This is a genomic window from Streptomyces armeniacus, from assembly GCF_003355155.1.
Lineage (GTDB): Bacteria > Actinomycetota > Actinomycetes > Streptomycetales > Streptomycetaceae > Streptomyces > Streptomyces armeniacus.
Map to the genome: position 1 here is coordinate 6,685,653 of NZ_CP031320.1, position 15,434 is coordinate 6,701,086.

General features: G+C 72.6%; 11 protein-coding genes. 2 read left to right on the top strand and 9 right to left on the bottom strand.

Going from position 1 to position 15,434, the window contains the following annotated elements; genetic code table 11:
* Window positions 1-1,077: 1,077 nt before the first annotated feature.
* Window positions 1,078-1,224 carry a hypothetical protein gene (locus DVA86_RS29200; protein WP_208882803.1) on the bottom strand — a complete coding sequence of 49 codons (147 nt, stop codon included), beginning with the start codon at window positions 1,222-1,224 and terminating at the stop codon, window positions 1,078-1,080.
* A gap of 634 nt (window positions 1,225-1,858) precedes the next feature.
* Here DVA86_RS29200 and DVA86_RS29205 point away from each other — a divergent pair.
* A complete protein-coding gene (locus DVA86_RS29205) occupies window positions 1,859-2,044 on the top strand; it encodes a hypothetical protein (protein WP_208882804.1) in 186 nt (61 codons plus the stop codon).
* A 360-nt stretch (window positions 2,045-2,404) separates the two neighbouring features.
* Here DVA86_RS29205 and DVA86_RS29210 read toward each other — a convergent pair whose 3' ends face one another.
* The 3 genes from DVA86_RS29210 to DVA86_RS29220 form a co-directional block, all read right to left on the bottom strand.
* Window positions 2,405-2,719, bottom strand: coding sequence for an LppU/SCO3897 family protein (locus DVA86_RS29210; protein ID WP_208882805.1), 315 nt, complete (start codon window positions 2,717-2,719; stop codon window positions 2,405-2,407).
* 343 nt (window positions 2,720-3,062) lie between these two features.
* On the bottom strand, window positions 3,063-5,747 hold the full coding sequence (locus DVA86_RS29215) for a helicase associated domain-containing protein (RefSeq protein WP_425471004.1): 2,685 nt from the start codon (window positions 5,745-5,747) through the stop codon (window positions 3,063-3,065).
* A gap of 339 nt (window positions 5,748-6,086) precedes the next feature.
* A complete protein-coding gene (locus DVA86_RS29220; RefSeq protein WP_208882808.1) occupies window positions 6,087-7,646 on the bottom strand; it encodes a type 2 periplasmic-binding domain-containing protein in 1,560 nt (519 codons plus the stop codon).
* 230 nt (window positions 7,647-7,876) lie between these two features.
* On the opposite strand from DVA86_RS29220, the gene DVA86_RS29225 reads away from it, so the two are divergent.
* Window positions 7,877-8,746, top strand: a complete 870-nt coding sequence (locus DVA86_RS29225; RefSeq protein ID WP_208882810.1) for an SAM-dependent methyltransferase — start codon at window positions 7,877-7,879, stop codon at window positions 8,744-8,746.
* 48 nt (window positions 8,747-8,794) lie between these two features.
* Here the strand turns inward: DVA86_RS29225 and DVA86_RS29230 are convergent, their stop codons facing one another.
* The 5 genes from DVA86_RS29230 to DVA86_RS29250 all read right to left on the bottom strand — a co-directional run bounded on the left by DVA86_RS29230 (window position 8,795) and on the right by DVA86_RS29250 (window position 15,148).
* Window positions 8,795-9,553, bottom strand: coding sequence for a hypothetical protein (locus DVA86_RS29230; RefSeq protein ID WP_208882811.1), 759 nt, complete (start codon window positions 9,551-9,553; stop codon window positions 8,795-8,797).
* A gap of 446 nt (window positions 9,554-9,999) precedes the next feature.
* The gene (locus DVA86_RS29235; protein ID WP_208882812.1) at window positions 10,000-11,565 is read right to left on the bottom strand and encodes an alkaline phosphatase D family protein; all 1,566 of its coding nucleotides are present in this window, start codon (window positions 11,563-11,565) and stop codon (window positions 10,000-10,002) included.
* On the bottom strand, window positions 11,562-12,131 hold the full coding sequence (locus DVA86_RS29240; RefSeq protein WP_208882813.1) for a phosphoesterase: 570 nt from the start codon (window positions 12,129-12,131) through the stop codon (window positions 11,562-11,564). Before DVA86_RS29240 ends, DVA86_RS29235 begins: the two co-directional genes overlap by 4 nt.
* Window positions 12,132-12,281: 150 nt before the next feature.
* Window positions 12,282-13,046: an FHA domain-containing protein gene (locus DVA86_RS29245; RefSeq protein WP_208882815.1), complete on the bottom strand. Its 765-nt coding sequence runs from the start codon at window positions 13,044-13,046 to the stop codon at window positions 12,282-12,284.
* Window positions 13,047-13,147: 101 nt separating this feature from the next.
* Entirely contained in the window at window positions 13,148-15,148 is a 2,001-nt protein-coding gene (locus DVA86_RS29250; protein WP_208882816.1) for a serine/threonine-protein kinase, read from the bottom strand.
* Between the last annotated feature and the right edge of the window lie 286 nt (window positions 15,149-15,434).

Sequence of the window (15,434 nt, forward strand, 5' to 3'; positions counted from 1 at the left end):
TCTCGTTGCAGACTTGTCAGCCCCGCGGGAAACCCGTTCACGGGTCCCGCAGGGTCTTCCAGAGGCTTTGTCCGGTGGTTTTAGCGGAGGTTTTCTTCGGCTTTTTGGGCAGGGCGGGCTAAATGGCGCAATTAACAAAAAGAATGCCGATAAAGCCCTTAAGCCGACTCATTTAACCTTTTCCGCGCCACCTTTCTCTTACCCGTTGACCGTGTGCATCCTGCTGCGAGCACGCCGGACGTGCCCACCAGTACCACTCATCGTAGCGCCGCCCAAGGGCTGTTCGGCCAGCTCGGCACCCGTATCGAGATCGACCCGGCGGACCAGAGCGCGGTCGCCCCGGCCCACCGCCGGACCCTGCCCGTACGCCGGACGACGGTGCGCCCGCGCCACGGGGCGGCGGCGGTGGATGCCTGGCTGGCGGACGACGGGGCGGCGATGGACGGGTCTGGGACGAGCTCATCGTGGAGCTGGGCAGCGAGTACGACTCCTACGCCTACGTCTCCTCCATCGGCTGGGCCGCCTGACATCCAGACCTGGAGAACCCTCGGCCCCGAAGCTGCGCTGCACGACGTCCGTGGGGTGGGGGTGCCGGTATGGGCGGCTGCTCGCCTGGCTGTCCCGGCGACCTGGGCGGCGGTCGGTGCTGCTGCGGCTTGTTGTGTGTTCTTGTTCCGTTGCTTGCGGGTTCGGGCTGCTGGGGGCCGGTTCCGGCATTCTCCGGCGCGCTGCCGGCGTATCCGCCCCTTTCTGCCCATCTTCTGGCCGGCCTTTGCGTTCTGGGTTGCTGCCGGTGCCGGTGCCGGTGGTCGGCAAGGAGGAGGGACAACGCGCGCTCACAGCACAGCTGTCGTGGGAGGAACCTTCGCCTGCAGCCACGGGTGCAACGGGTACGTCCAGAGGGTGACGCTTCCCGGCACCCCCCTGAGGCGTGCGAACGCCGTTACCTTTCGGGGAGCCCTGTACCAGCGGATCAGGCTCTACCCGGGGCGCCACGGGCAGGAGGAGCTGCTGTCCGGCTTCGGGGATCATCCTGATGGCGGGATCGGGCCTGGCGCGGTGCGTCGGGCGCACGTCCTACTCCTCCCGGTCGAGCACAGCCAGGAGCACGGTGACGGCGGCCAGGCCGGCCAGCAGCGGCGTACCGGCCGCCGGGTGTTGCAGCACGACATAGGCGGCCAGGCTGCCGGTCAGCAGCAGCAGAACGAGGCGCTCGGCATTCATGGATGGACTCTCCCGTTGAGGTGCAGGGGGCCGGTCCGATGACCGGCAGGGAGAGCCTGCGCCACCCGGGGGCAAGCCCTGCAACCCGATACGTGGGATCAGAGTGAGACAAGCGAAATGGGACCCGCCCCCAACGGATCTCCAGATCCTGTCCTCCCGGACAAGCACGCCGTATCCGGAGTCCGAACACCCGCCAGCGTCACGGCCCCTTCCCGTACAAGCGACGCCACAGAAACCCGAGAAACCCTCCACGCCACCGGATTGATCACGCCGATGACGTCCCGTCCTCCTCCCGGGCTCGCCGCTCGGCCGCCCCATCGAGTTCCTTCTGCCGGAGGGCCAGTTCCTCCCTGCACACCGCGACGGCGTCCTGTGCAAGTCCCCGTGCGGTGACCTGCCAGCGGTACGGCTCGTACCGCTTACAGATCACTCGGCGCGGGCCGCACCGGAGCTGTCGAGGCCCCCCAACGGCACCTGCCCGCAAGCGACATCCACAGCCTCGGGCAGATCCCCGGATGGGTCCTCACCGGCACCCGGCCCCAGCCGAACCTCCCGCTGCTCCCTCCGCCGAGGCCCGTGGCGCGAGGTGGTACGCCAGGCCACCCACCTGGATCCGGCCGCGCGTCCCCAGGACATGGCAGCCTTCATCGCGCTCGTCGAGCGCGAGACCAGCCCGCACACCGACCCGCCCAAACCCGGGCCCAGCGGCTACTCGAAGCCGCCGCCGAAGGAGACGAGGACGCAGCCAGGCAGTGGGGCCAACTCGCCGCCGACCAGGGCGAGACGTGCTTACGTGCGCGCCCTCGAGGCCGCACGGTGACGGAAGCACTGCGAAGGCCTTCAGCCGCCTGGACGCGGCGTGAGCGGACAACGACACCGGCCATGAAGCTGATGGATCCCATCAACCCCCGGAACGAATCGCTCTATGTGGCTCGTCAATCCCCCACGGCTTCACACCCCCGGCACCTCCCGCGTCCTCCGGCCCCCGCCCGGCGTCCAGGTGCGTGTCACGGGTCTCGGCGTGCTCATCCTGCCGCTGCTCACGACCCTGGTGCCCGGCGCACAAAGAGGCTCTCGACAAGACCAGGGGAACAAAGCGCCGGCCAGCGGCCGTCTTCGGTGTCTCTCCGGCTTCAAGGACAGCCGGCCCTGCCGTCACGGGCCAGTGGGCCGCTGGAGACTAGTTGTCCTTGAAGCACACCACGAACGAATCCCCGTCCTTCTCGAGACTCTGCTGCGAGAGGGTCCCCGTCGCTCCGGGGACGTCATCGCAGGCGAAGGAGGAAAAGCCCGTTTCCTTGTTCACTTTCAGCACCCTGTAGTCGGCGCCGTCGTCCGTGCAGGCGCGCTTCTCGGCCGTCGGGGCATCCTCCGTACCCGTGTTCTCGAAGCAGTCGCCCCGCTTCAGGTCCGCGGACTCGTCCTCCCCCTCGCTCGGTCCGAAGAACGCGAACGCCACCAATCCGGCGACGACGGCGGTGAACCCCAGAGTCATCAGGCGAAGCCGCCGTGCGTCCCTGGCTTGGGCTTTCGGCTCCTGCAGGGGCGGTAGTTCGGACACGGCGAAACCTCCGGGCGAGGACGCGTACGGGAACATGCGACCCTAGCAACACGCCCCGCACACGCCCCTGTTGCCCTGCGTGACGGCAGCGGCAGGCCGCTGAGGTCCCGAGGCGGGCTGCCACGCGACGAAGCCGCCGGGGACCTGCCAATCCCAAACTCCGCCGCGTGCTGCGCAGACCGCCCACCGCAGGGGTCCGGCCGTCGTTACGCTGCGGCGGCGTGCTTCGCCGACGACCGGCGAGCTTGATCCACTCCGATTTCGTTGGCGTGGGCGCTTATCTGGCCCAGTCGAGCCCGAGTCCGGCGAGGGCTGCGCGCTGGGCGGGTGTGAGCTTGGTGCGGCGGCTCTTGGTGTTGGAGAGGAACACCCCGGGCCGTACGACGATGGGTGCGCCGTCATGGCCGCCTGCGCCGCCCGCACGGGCGGGGTGAAGGAACTCTTCGTGCCGGCGGGGAACGGCCAAGTGGCCTTCGCGCTCCAGGTACTGCCGTACGGCCGCGACACCCCGCTCGAAGGAACTCATGTGCTCCAGGCCGTCCACGACAGGTCCGCCCGCCCCGCGGGCCTCAGCGGGCGCCGGCGGTCGCACACCGAGCTGTCCCAGCAACTCCCGCTGCCCCTCCGCCAGCCGCCCCCACTCCGCGAGTTGCCGCCGCAGCCACGCCCCGACATCCACTCCGTGCACCCGCAGGCCCGGCTGTACCTCCTCGACCGGTACACCGTCCTCGCCGTGCAAGAGGTAGGCAAGAGCGGCGTACCGGCGCTGCCACGAAACCGGCCAGGGCGGGTTCCAGTACGGATCGACGGCACACAGCGCCGAGTCCCGCGCTTCGGTGAGCACCACGACGCCTTTCCGGAGATTCTCCAGGAACTGACCCAACGCGAAATCATCGACAACGGCGTCGCGGGGCGCGCACAGCGTGCCGAACTCCGCGTAACACACCAACGCGGCCGTGAGACCGTTCTGGAATTTCGCGTCGGCGACGTTCCAGATCATGCCGAGCTCCTTGAGGAGCCGGTAGCGGTGCGGGCGCAGCATGCCGTCAGCGAGGGCCCTGCGCTGCTCGCTGACCCACTGCCCAACCGGATACTCTCTACGGTCGCCGCCGATGTCGATGACGGCGCCGGCGGGCACGTGCGCGTTCCCGCGGGTCTCGACCCATACCCGGAGAGCTTCGTAGCCGGTGAGCCAGACCTCACTGTCGGGCTGGAGGACGCGGGTGCGCAGCCAGCGGGCGACGGCGGCCGGATCACGCGGCCGGGTGAAACGCAGCAGCGGCACCCCCACTCCCACCTCGACACCGTCGACGCTGCCGCGCCCCTCGTCGCCCTCCGCCCGGTCGCCGGAGGCCTCGCCCTCGTGCCCTGGAACGGCCGCTGAGCTGGTTCCCTCGGCACCGTGCGCCCGCCCGGATACGTCACCGGGTGTGCCGGGGTCGAGCTCGACCACGTTCGTCGGTGTCCCGGAGCTGGTAGTGGTGGCGAGCACGAGCCGCTGGAGGATGCGTTCGTCATGGGCCCGCAGCCCTTGAAGGACCTGGATCAGCGGCCGGTACGCCCCGGAGGCCATCATGGCGTCGGGCCGCTCCCCGGGCGCGAGGAAGACGGGCACGATGATCCGCGCGACCTTCCCCTCACCGGGCTCCTGACGCAGGGCGCGGCCAAGGATCTGCACGATCTGCACCGGGGAGGAGCGGGCGTCGGCGAGCACGACGCCGTCGACCCCGGCGCGGCCGCGGATGTCGACACCTTCGGCAAGCACACGACAGGACGACAGGAACTGGGCATCCGCGACCCATCCGTCCTCGGTGACGCCGTCGGCGAAACGCGCCAGCACCTCCCGCCGGTAGGCCGCGGCGTGCTCTCCGCACAGCCACTCCGCCCCGACACGGGCCGGATACCGGGCCGGATCCCCCGCGTGCAACTCGGCGGCCGTCCCCGGCAGCCCCCGCGCCATGGCCATCGCCGCCAACGTGGTGGAGTGGAAAGTCAACAGCGACCGCCCACCGACCTCGTCCAACCGCGTCAACAAAGCAGCCTGCAGAGCAGCCAGGCGCCGCCCCTGCCCCTCCTCCGCACTCCCGACCCCTTCGGCCTCGTCACCGGGCGCGCTCGGATCGGTGATCTCCAGCACATCGATCTCCCACCGCGCCAGAAGACCCCGCTCGACCGCCTCCATCAACTCCAACTCGTACAACACCGGCCCGTACAGCGACTCGTCGTCCATCGAAGCCACCAACCGCGCCTCACCGCCACCCGCCGGCGGCGCCTCCCACAACCGCGCAGTCGCGGTCATGAACAGCCTGCGCGCCGCCGGCACCCTCGCCTGATCCAGCGCCACCGCCCACGCCTTGCCCAGATCCCCAGACGTACGGTGCGCCTCGTCCACGACCAGAAGATCAAAAGCCGGCATCGCCGTGAACCCGTCCCCGTACAGGGCGCGTTCCAGCACCCCCTGCCGCACCCCGGGGCCCTCCTGAGGCTCTTCCTCAGCCTCCTGGCGGGCTTCCTGGGACACCAGCGAGGCGTACGTCATCAAGACCGTCACAGGGCCGTCCACGGCGGCCCAACGGGCAAGCTGCGCGGGGTCGGTGGTGCACCGCACCCCGAGCGCCTCCAGCAGCGGATCGTCTCCCAGCGAGCACACGGCGACCATCTGGCCCCGGTGCCCCGTACGCCGCCACACCTCCACGGTCTGCGCCAGCAGGTCCAGCGTTGGCACGAGCACACCGGTCCGGCCGTACGGCGCCAACTCCTTCACGGCGGCCGCCGCGGTGTGGGTCTTCCCGGTCCCCGTGGCCATGATGACGGTGCCGCGTACGTCGCCGCTCCGTGCGTCGGAGAGCCCCCGTACGATTGCCGCGAGTGCTTCTTTCTGATGAGGCCTCAGAACCATTTCATTGGTTCGTACTTGCGTCACCGCGAACCGTCTCCTCTGAATGTAAGGGCCGGAAATCATATCAAGCACCGCGGCTTCTTCTGTGTTCATGGAAAGGCTGGCTACCACCAGGGGTGGTAGCCAGATTCCCCGAAGACTACCCGTGATGCATCACTTCCTCCAGGAGTCACGAAGGTCCTTCAAAGATCCCGCCCGCGCTGCTACCTGTCAAAGCCGTCAGGCGAAGAGGAATGAATATTCCCTCCCCTTCCGATGGGCGAGCACAGGCACCCCATCTTCATAGTTGGCCAAGCATGTACCTCAACACTTCATAAACCGTACTTCGCTGACGAACCGTCACCACACTCACGTCACGCGCAGTGAATTGCGGAGCAATTCACCTGTAATTCGCGGAGCGAATTACAGGAAATCCCGAAGGGATTTCCATACCCGAATTGCGGAGCAATTCGGGTAACGTCGCGTAGCGACGTGCGTCGTTCCTGCGGAGCAGTGGTCCGGAGGGTCGGGGGGCTGCGTCGGGGGGCTGCGCACGGGGTGGGAGAGGCGGTGCATGGGGAGGGGCGGGGTGGGCGGTGGTGCGGTGTGTGGTAGGGGGGGGCGGCGCGCGGGTGCGTGGAGGCGCGGGGGGGGGGGGGGCGGGGGGGGGGGGGGGGTGGGGGGGCGGGGGTGTGGGAGGCGGGCGGGGGTGGGGGGTGCGGAGGGGGGGGCGGGGGGGGCGAGCGGGGGGGGGGGGGGCGGGGGGGCGCACCCGGCCTGTCGGAGGTGGGCGGGGGGGGCGGCGCCGGGGGGGGGCTCTGGTGGGCCGCGCGTGCCGTCGTACGGCGGAAGGGCCCGCACCGCTTCCCGGTGCATGGCGAGCACGTCGGACAGGCAGGCGCGGTGCGGCCGCCCGCCGAGGAGCCCGTCGCGCAGCACCGCCGACGCGTTGCTCTGGAACGCGGTGTAGCCCGGGTAGCGCGGCCGGACCCAGGCGGCCTCGGTGGTGGCGAGGGTGCCGGCGTAGAAGCCGCCGCTCTCCTCGTTGACCCCCGCGTCGAGCCACGCCTCGCGGCGGCCCGGCTGCCCCTCGTACGCGGGGAAGCGGGTGCGCTGGACCGGCTCCGACATGAGGTCGCGTATGTGGTCGGCGAGCGCGCCGGACACGGCGGTGTGCCGGGAGACGGCCAGGCCGGTGCCGCCGAGGGTGGAGCCCAGCGGGCCGTTCCCGGTCAGCCGCGGGACGTCGCCGAAGCGGACGGGTGAACCGGCGTGCCGGGCGGCGTAGTTCACGTAGCCGTAGACGAACGGGCAGTACGCCGGGCCGTCTTCGGCCGCCAGCCGCTCCAGCAGAGCGATCGGATTGAGCCCCGCCGTCGCGGGGTCGCCGCGCCGTACGAGCTGGTCCATCAGCTCCAGTGCGGCCAGCCCCGTCCCGGTCCCGACCAGCGGCGGGCCGGGCGTGGTGGCGGGCGGCTCGCCCAGCGCGCCGCAGAGGGAGAAGAAGGTGAGCAGGGCGTGGGGGCCCGCGAGGGAGAGGGCCACCGGGTGCCGGTCGGCGACGGTCAGCACCTCGTCCCAGGTGCGCGGCAGGACGGGCAGCCGCGCGCGGTTCGCGGCGGCGACCTGGGTGGCGGCGTCGAGCGGGGCGGCCCACTGCTGCCCGGCGGCCTCGTACGAGGCGTACGACGCGCCGACCGCGGCGGCCGACCACTCGGCGAGCGTGTCGCGGCCGACGAGCGGGCCCAGGGGCTGGAGCGCGCGGGTGGCGAGCGCGTCGCCGAGGTGCGGGTGGTCGAGCACCACGAGGTCGTAACGGGCGCACAGGTCGTCGACCGGATGGGACTCGAACCCTTCGAGGGGCTGACTGTCCCAGGTGAGCGTGTCGCCGTGCGAGCGGTCGGCGGAGAACTCCGCCGCCGCCCGCCGCAGTGCGACCGTGCCACGGGGATGGTCCCAGGTCAGGCCACGGTAGTCCGTCATGAGGTGCCGTTCTTCGCGGAGGAGCCGGTCCGGTGCGGCGCTGGTGTCAGCTGCTGGCGGCGGCTGGTGTTAGCGCTACCGATAGCGCTAACATAGCCGACCCTCCACGCGGTCGACAAGGGTGTCGCGGGCGTCCGCGGGTTGGCCGGTTCGAGCTCCGGTGCCGGAGCGGAGTCCGCTCTATCGTGACGGCGGCAGCGAACGTCTCCCACACGAAGAGGTGGCGGGTCATGACATCGGACATGCACGACGGTGGCCTCGACGCTCCGACCCCCGAGGAAGTCGGGGCCGCGTACGACGAGTTCGGCCCGCTGTACGGACTGACGCTCGGCGAGTCCGCCATCCACATCGGCATGTGGACGCCGCACGGCGAACGCGAACCCGCCTCCACCCTCCCGGATCTGGCCAACCGTGCCATGGACCGGCAGACCGACGCGTACATCGACGCCCTGCCGGTCGGCCCCGGCGACCACTTCCTCGACATCGGCTGCGGCACCGGCGGCCCCGCGGTGCGGCTGGCCCGCAGGACCGGCGCCCGGGTCACCGGGGTGACGGTCAGCAAGTCGCAGATCGCCCATTCCGAGGAGCGGGCGCGCGCGGCCGCGCTGACCGACCGGGTGTCGTTCGCCTACGGCAACGCCATGGAACTCGCCTACGAGGACGGGTCGTTCGACGCGGCCTGGGCGATCGACTCGTTCCCCCACCTCTCCGACCGGCTCGCGGGACTGCGGGAGGCGTGCCGGGTGTTGCGGCCGGGCGCGACGATGCTGCTGACGGAGTTCACGCGCCGCGGCGACCCGCCGCCCGAGCAGGTCGCCACGTTCCGCGAGGTGTGGACCTCTCCCCCGCCGATGACTCCGGCGGAGGGGCTGGAGCTGACCGCGCGGGCCGGGTTCGAGCTCGTACGGCTGGAGAACCACTCCCAGAACGTCGCCGTGAGCGGCGAACTCATGGCCGTCCTCTACCAGGACCGCCACGACGAGGTCCTGCGGCGCTACGGCCCCGAGGCCACCGCCCGCATGGACGCGGCGATGCCGCTGCTGCGCACCTTCGTCCGCGACCACCTCGGGTACTACGTCTATCTGCTGCGGAAGCCGTAGCGCGGCGGGGCGGCCCGTACGGACAGAGCGGCCCGCGTACCGCGCCGTTCAGCCGCCCCCCAGCGTCACCCCGCAGTGGGTCCGCAGCCGGCGGATCTCCCAGCACGCGATGGCCGTCACCGAGGCCGGGCCGCCGACGAGCATCACGTACGCGATCGCCGGTGGCCCGGTGGGCAGTCCGCCGATCGCCGCGTACTCCCAGACCAGCACGCTCGTCAGCAGGGCGGGCAGCGCGAGATGCACCTCGGCGGCGCCGAAGCCGCTCCGTGCGACCTCCCCCGACGCGAACAGGAAGAGGAACGCCGACCAGATGCCGGCCAGTATCCCGGCGAAGACCAGCCACCCGCCGAGGGAGCCGGGAGCCTGCGAGACGTTCAGCAGGTCCAGGCCGGCGATGAGGCCGGGCAGGAGCGCCAGCGTGCCGACGAACAAGCCGAGTCTGCGCAGCGGACCGCGCAGGGCGGCGCGCATCGCCGGGCGCCGCCGGGGTTCCGAGCAGCGGATGAGAACGAAGATGACGACCGGTGAGGTGGCGATGAGCAGCCAGGGGGTGATGAGAAGCGCCAGCCAGCGGTCCTGGAACTGTTCGGTCAGGTCGTCCGTGGAGCCGAAGCACGCGAGCACCCCCAGCGACACCGCCGCGGCCGCCCACATCCGGAGCCTCTTGACGCGTGCCACGGCCGGGTCGAGTACGCGGGCGGGCGCATCGGGGCGGAAGATCCGTAACGCGACGAGGCGGGCGGTACGGGCGAGGACGTACAGCAGCAGGAGCGGCGAGAGGATGATCAGCGGGAGCGCCAGCAGCATCAGCAGACCGGACGGGAGGCGGCTGAGAAGCCGCCACAGCGGGGGCCATGGGCCGAGCCCCGGGCGCCCGTTGGGGTCTCCCGGCGGGCGGTACGGGTGTCCCGGCGGCCCGTTGGGGTCTCCGGGCGGGCGGTACGGGTGTCCCGGCTGTGGCTGGGGCGCTCCCGGAGGAGGCTGCGGCCCCCCGTCGGGCGCCCCGGGCGGCTGAGGGCCGTATCCGGGCCGGATGGCTGCCACTCCGCGCTCCCTTCCGTCGTCGTTCCCCGGTAGGACGCGCGCCCGCCCGCCACGGTTCGCGCCCCGCCGTACGGCACGGAAGGTTCACCCGGTGGGCACAACCCGCGGCGCCGCCACGGGAGTTGGGGCGCCGCCGCGCACGGGTCCGTACGGGCACGCACGGGTCCGTACGGGCACGCACGGCTCCGTACGGGCGGCGCCCCCGCGTCTCAGTCGCGCCGGTACTGGGCCGGTGAACCCTTCGTCGCCGGGTCCTCGTGGCTGCCGGTGCGGCCCCGGTCGACGTGGAAGGACGTCAGGGTCGTCACCGGGGAGCGGGGGTCGCGCCGGTCGGCGATGACCCGCATCCGGGCGGTGAGGCGTTCCGGCGTGAGCTCGTACACGTCGTAGCCGTAGCGGTTGCCCTCGAAATACTTCAGGTGCGGGTTCGCCGCGCCCATCAGCGGGCCGTTGGACTCGTTCCACTCGGGGGCGTACGCCGCCGAGGTGACCGAGTGGGCCGTGAACTCCGTGCCGACGAGCGGCGATCCGGCGTCGTCGTAGTCGGTGCGGATGTCGTCCACGAACGCCGAGTGCCAGTCGCCGGTGACGACCACCAGGTCCTCCAGACCGCTCGCGTGCACGTGCTCCAGGACCTCCTTGCGCTCGGCGAGGAAGCCGTCCCACTGGTCGGTGAACATGTACGGCCCGCCGGGCGAGCCGCGCAGCTGGCTGAGCATGATCGAGTTGGCCCAGACGTGCCAGGCGTCCGCGGCGTGCCGTACGTTCCGCCGCAGCCAGTCCTTCTGCTCCGCGCCGAGGATCGTGCCGTCGGGCAGGTTCTGCGCGGAGCGGTACGAGCGCAGGTCGAGCACGGTCAGCTCGAGCAGGCTGCCCCAGCGCCGCACCCGGTGGATCTCCGGGTCGGGCAGCGCGGAGGCGCCGAACGAGTCGCGGTGCGGGAGGTGTTCGTACCACGCCTGGTACGCCGCCGCCCGCCGCCGTACGAAGGGCGCTCCCCCGCCGGAGCCGCTGTAGTCGTTGACCACCTCGTGGTCGTCCCAGGTGAGGAACCAGGGGTGCGCGGCGTGCGCCTCGCGCAGCGACGGGTCGCCCTTGTAGAGGGCGTGGCGCTTGCGGTAGTCGGCGAGGGTGAGGATCTCGCCGCCGTCGTGGTCGCGTACGTGGTCCTCGGGGACGCCGCCGACCTGGCCGTGCTCGTAGATGTAGTCGCCGAGATGGACGACGAAGTCGACGTTCTCGCGGGCGATGCCACGGAACGCGGCGTAGTAACCGTCGTGGAACGCCTGGCAGTTGGCGGTGGCGAAGCGTACGCGGGACACGCGCCCGGCGGGAGCCGTCCGCGTGCGCCCGGTGCGGCTGGTCCGGCCGAGAGCGGTGAAGGCGTACCAGTACGTGCGCCCTGCGTCCAGCCCGTCGACCGGCACGTGCACGCTGTGGCCGAGGGTCGCAGAGGCGGGCGCGGTGCCGCGGGCGACGACCTCGCGCAGCCCGGGGTCGAGGGCGACGGCCCAGCGCACCTCGACGACGTCCGGCAGGTCCTGCTCGGCGGCGAGCGGTTCGGGCGCGAGTCTGGTCCACAGCACCACGGAGTGGGGCTGCGGATCGCCGGAGGCGACGCCGAGGGTGAACGGCGCCCTGTCGTACGAGGCCCCCAGCGCCTCGGCGGCCTCGCGGGCCTGCGCGGGGGTGAGCCCCGCCGTCAGCGGCCAGGCGGCGCCGAGGGCGCCGGCCGCGGCCGCGGACTTCAGCAGATCACGGCGGTTGAGCGTCATGAGCGGGCTCCCCGGAGAGTGAGCGAAATGCCGTCGGCGTAGCCGTCGTTGGAGGTGCCGCCGCCGCGGGTGAAGACCAGCAGCAGCCGTACGCCGCGGGCGCCGGGCGGGACGGCGGCCGTGGCGGTGTGCTCCACCAGCGCCGTACGGCCGCCGCGTTCGGCCGCCGTGGCGGGGCCGAGCACGCTCAGCGCCAGGGGTGTGCCGTCCGCGTCCCGGAACTCGGCGGACAGCCGGGCCCCGTCCTCCTGCGCCGCGTAGCCGCCGAGCCAGGCGGTGACGGCGTACCGCACCCGGCCGGCGTCGACGGCGGGGCGCCCGGTGGGGCCGCGGCGGGGCAGGGCGATGTCCTGTACGAGCGCGGTCCGGGGGCTGTTGCCGCCGGCGAAGAAGCGGCGGCCGCGTGCGGCGGGGCCGGGGTCGTCCGGGGCCGGATAGCCGCCGCCCAGGCCGTAGTCGACGACCGCGGGAGCGCCCTGCAGGATGCGCCAGCCGGGGACGGAGCGGACCGGCTCCGCGGTGCCTCCCGGCCCGCTCTCCGCGTCGCCGTTCACGACGAGTGACACGCGTACCTCCTGGTGGTGGGAAGGGGGGCGGCGCAGGAAGCACACCAGCGCCACGTGAACCGGACGCAGACGTACGGCGAATCCCTTCCGGCGCGCCGGCCAGCGGAGGGAGCGGTACGGGCGGGCGCGGCCCTCTCGGTGTCGCGTCCGTCAGCCGTCGTGTCCGTCGGCCGCCGTGTCCCGTCGCCCCTCCGGCAAGTCGCCGTCCAGCAGGGCGAGATCCGGCGGCACCAGTGTCGCCGAGCCCACCAGCCCTTCGAGCAGGCCGTGCAGCGGCGGCGCGCACTCGCACGGGCGGCCGTACGAGCCGCCGCGGTGGATCAGGCGCGCGGTGAGCGCCGCGATCCTGTGCTCGATGCCGGGTGACTCCCAGTCGGTGTACGGGCGCAGGACCCGCAGCTGTTCGAGCGCCTGCCGGCGGCGCAGGGGCCGTGGTGCGGACTCGTGGCGCAGGTAGCGCTGGCCGAGTACGACCAGCAGCAGCCGTTCGTCGGCGGCGAGCGGCCACCTTTCCGCCGCGCGCCGGTTGCCGCGCGCGCCGTCCGACACGTACAGCTCGACGAGGTGCTCGCGGTAGCCGAAGCCGCGGACGAACAGCGGGGTGTAGCCGGCGGCGAGCGGTGCCGGTTCGGCGCGGGGGTGCAGCAGTTCGTCGCGCGGCAGGCGGAACGGCTGCTGCCCGGTGTTCCGCAGCCACCAGCGCCGGTGCCGGTACGCCAGCTCCCCGTGCCGGCGGCTCACCCCCCGGTCGTCCGGGCCGACCCGCAGGTCCGTCCCGGGCCGCGCGGCCCGCCCGAACCGCACCACGCGGCCGGGCTCCGGCCCCGCCGTGACCTCCTCCGCGGCGGACCTGGCGTGGAGCGTGCCCGTCTCGGCCGGCGGAGCACCGCGGGCCAGACTGTCGCGACGACTCATCACCGGGCTCCTTCGCGTGGCGCGTTGCCGCCCACACTGTCCGGACCGGTCCGGGACCCCTCCCCGTGGACCCGTTCGTACGGGGACGCACGCCCGGGGCGTCAGCGTGCGCGCAGCCGTTCGGCGGCGGCACCGGACAGGCCGACGGCCGCGTCGCAGAGGGAGTCCATCGGCCGGTCCCCGCTGACGTACAGGCGCACCATCTCGGCGGCCTTCTCGGCCTCGTGGTTGCTGTACTCGCGGTACTCGAGGAACACCGTGCAGGTCTCCTCGCCGTCCCCCTCCGGCACGACGTACGCCTTGTAGCCGCTGGGCCGTACGAGTTCACCGTCCGCCTCCGACTTGGGCTGGTCGCGGAAGAAGGCGGCCTCCGCCTCCAGCTCGCCGCTGCCGGACCACTCGCAGCTCCAGTTCGCGACGCCGGGCTCCGGGTCGTCGCGGAGGCCGGCCGCGTCCAGCGCCTCGGCGTCGAGCAGGTCGCAGGCGTCGGCCCAGGCGAGCGAGGCGTCCGGGTAGCCCGGCGAACGGCGGGGCACCGGGCCCTCGTTCAGCGCCTCGGCGGCGTGTCGGGCGGCCTCGTCGGCGACGGCGCACAGCGTCGCCGTACCGCCGGTCACCGAGCCGTCACCGACCTCGACGCGGACGCCGAGGAGAGTGTCGCCGGCCTCGCGTTCGGGCAGCAGCAACAGCCCGCACTCGCCGTTCTCCGGCGGCTCCTCCATGACACCGATCTTCCCGATGGTCCGGGCGGGCTTTCCGGCCTCGGGCGGCGAGCCCTTGCGGAGGTACACGGACACGTCGATTCGGCTGTGCTCGTCGGGGTGGACGAGCACGTCGCAGCGGTCGAAGTTGCCGTAGTCCACGTCGACTTGGGCTTCGCCGAACCGGCCGAGCGCGGCGGGGTCGGTGAGGGAGCACAGGTCGGCGGTGCGCGGATCGCCCACGGGGAACTCCTGCGCGCCGCCCGGTGCGTCGTCGGCGGCGCGGCTCTCGCCGGTCTGGCGGGCGCCGTCCGTACCGTCGTCGTCCCCGGGGAGCACGGCGATGCCCGCGGCGATCGCCGCGCAGATCCCGACGGCCGCCCCGGCGGCGAGCAGCGGGCGGCGTTGGCGCAGCCACCCGCCCGTACGGCCACGCGGTCCGCCGCCCGGTCCGCCGCCCGCTCTACCGCCCGCTTCCGGCCGGGCGACGGCGGCGAGGAGCCGCTTCGCCTCGGCCGCGTCGGGGCGCCGGCGCGGGTCGCGCTGGAGCATGGCGGTGAGCAGGGGGTGCAGCGGCCCCACGGCGTCGGCGTCCATCTCGACGACTCCGCGCTCGGCCTTCCAGTACGTCAGCCGCTCGGTGTCCCGCCCGTCGTCCTGCCCGTCCCCGTGGTCCGCCTGTCCCTCCGCCGGGTCCCCCTCGTCGTCCTCCGAGTACCGGCGGCCGCCGCGCGGCGGCGAGCCGGTGACCAGCGCGTACAGGGTGGCGGCCAGGCAGAACACGTCCGAGGCGGGCCGCGGGAAGTTCCCCCTGGCCAGCTCCGGCGCGGCGTAGTCCGGGGTGAAGCTGAACGGGCCGTTGGCCGTGATGGTCTCGGCGCCGCCGGCCCGGTAGGCGGCGCCGAAGTCCAGCAGCTTGGCCGTACCGCGCCGGGACAGCCCGATGTTGGCGGGCTTGACGTCGCAGTGGACGACGCCGTCCTCGTGCAGGGCGGCGAGCGCGTCGGCGAGTTCGGCGCCGATACGGGCCACACGCTCGGGAGGCATCGGAGGCTGCCGGTCCAGACCGCCCCCGGGCACGTACTCCATGACGAACCAGTACGTGTCCTTCCCTCCGCCGGCACCGCCGTCCACGCCCTCGTCCCCGTCGCCGCCCTCCGGCACGGACACGACGTCGAAGAGGGTCACGACATGCGGATGGTCGCGGAACTTGGCCAGCGCCCGCGGTTCGCCCAGCAGCCGCCGCACCGCGGTCTCGCGGTCGCCCTCGATCCGCTCCGGTTTCACGGCGACGTCCTGCCCCACCACTGTGTCGTGAGCCAGCCACACCTCGCCGCTCCGCCCCTCGCCGACGACCTCCTTGAGGACGTAGCGGCCGGCAAGCTCGTCTCCGGGACGCACGTGCTCCCCCTCCCCTGGTTCCACGACGCGCGCGGCCACGTGGCCGCGCGCGTGGACCGAACCTACTGTGTAAGGCACGCGCTACGCAGGGTCTACCCCGAGCCTCCATCAGGCGCCCTCATCGTGGAGACGGCAGAGTGACGGGCGGTGAGACGCGAGGCAACAGGAGACCGCACCACGCGCCCCGTACGGCGCCCGGCCGGCACGCGCGATGAGTTCCGGTGCCGGGCCGGGTCTACCCGTTCAGCGGCCGACGGCCACACCGCACGCGAACCCGCCGGGCCAC

Coding starts and splice junctions, on each gene's coding strand:
- DVA86_RS29235 (WP_208882812.1), bottom strand. CDS start 11,565: ATGACGCTCAACCGCCGTGATCTGCTGAAGTCCGCGGCCGCGGCCGGC.
- DVA86_RS29210 (WP_208882805.1), bottom strand. CDS start 2,719: ATGACTCTGGGGTTCACCGCCGTCGTCGCCGGATTGGTGGCGTTCGCG.
- DVA86_RS29225 (WP_208882810.1), top strand. CDS start 7,877: ATGACATCGGACATGCACGACGGTGGCCTCGACGCTCCGACCCCCGAG.
- DVA86_RS29220 (WP_208882808.1), bottom strand. CDS start 7,646: ATGACGGACTACCGTGGCCTGACCTGGGACCATCCCCGTGGCACGGTC.
- DVA86_RS29245 (WP_208882815.1), bottom strand. CDS start 13,046: ATGAGTCGTCGCGACAGTCTGGCCCGCGGTGCTCCGCCGGCCGAGACG.
- DVA86_RS29200 (WP_208882803.1), bottom strand. CDS start 1,224: ATGAATGCCGAGCGCCTCGTTCTGCTGCTGCTGACCGGCAGCCTGGCC.
- DVA86_RS29230 (WP_208882811.1), bottom strand. CDS start 9,553: ATGCTGCTGGCGCTCCCGCTGATCATCCTCTCGCCGCTCCTGCTGCTG.
- DVA86_RS29215 (WP_425471004.1), bottom strand. CDS start 5,747: ATGATTTCCGGCCCTTACATTCAGAGGAGACGGTTCGCGGTGACGCAA.
- DVA86_RS29205 (WP_208882804.1), top strand. CDS start 1,859: ATGGCAGCCTTCATCGCGCTCGTCGAGCGCGAGACCAGCCCGCACACC.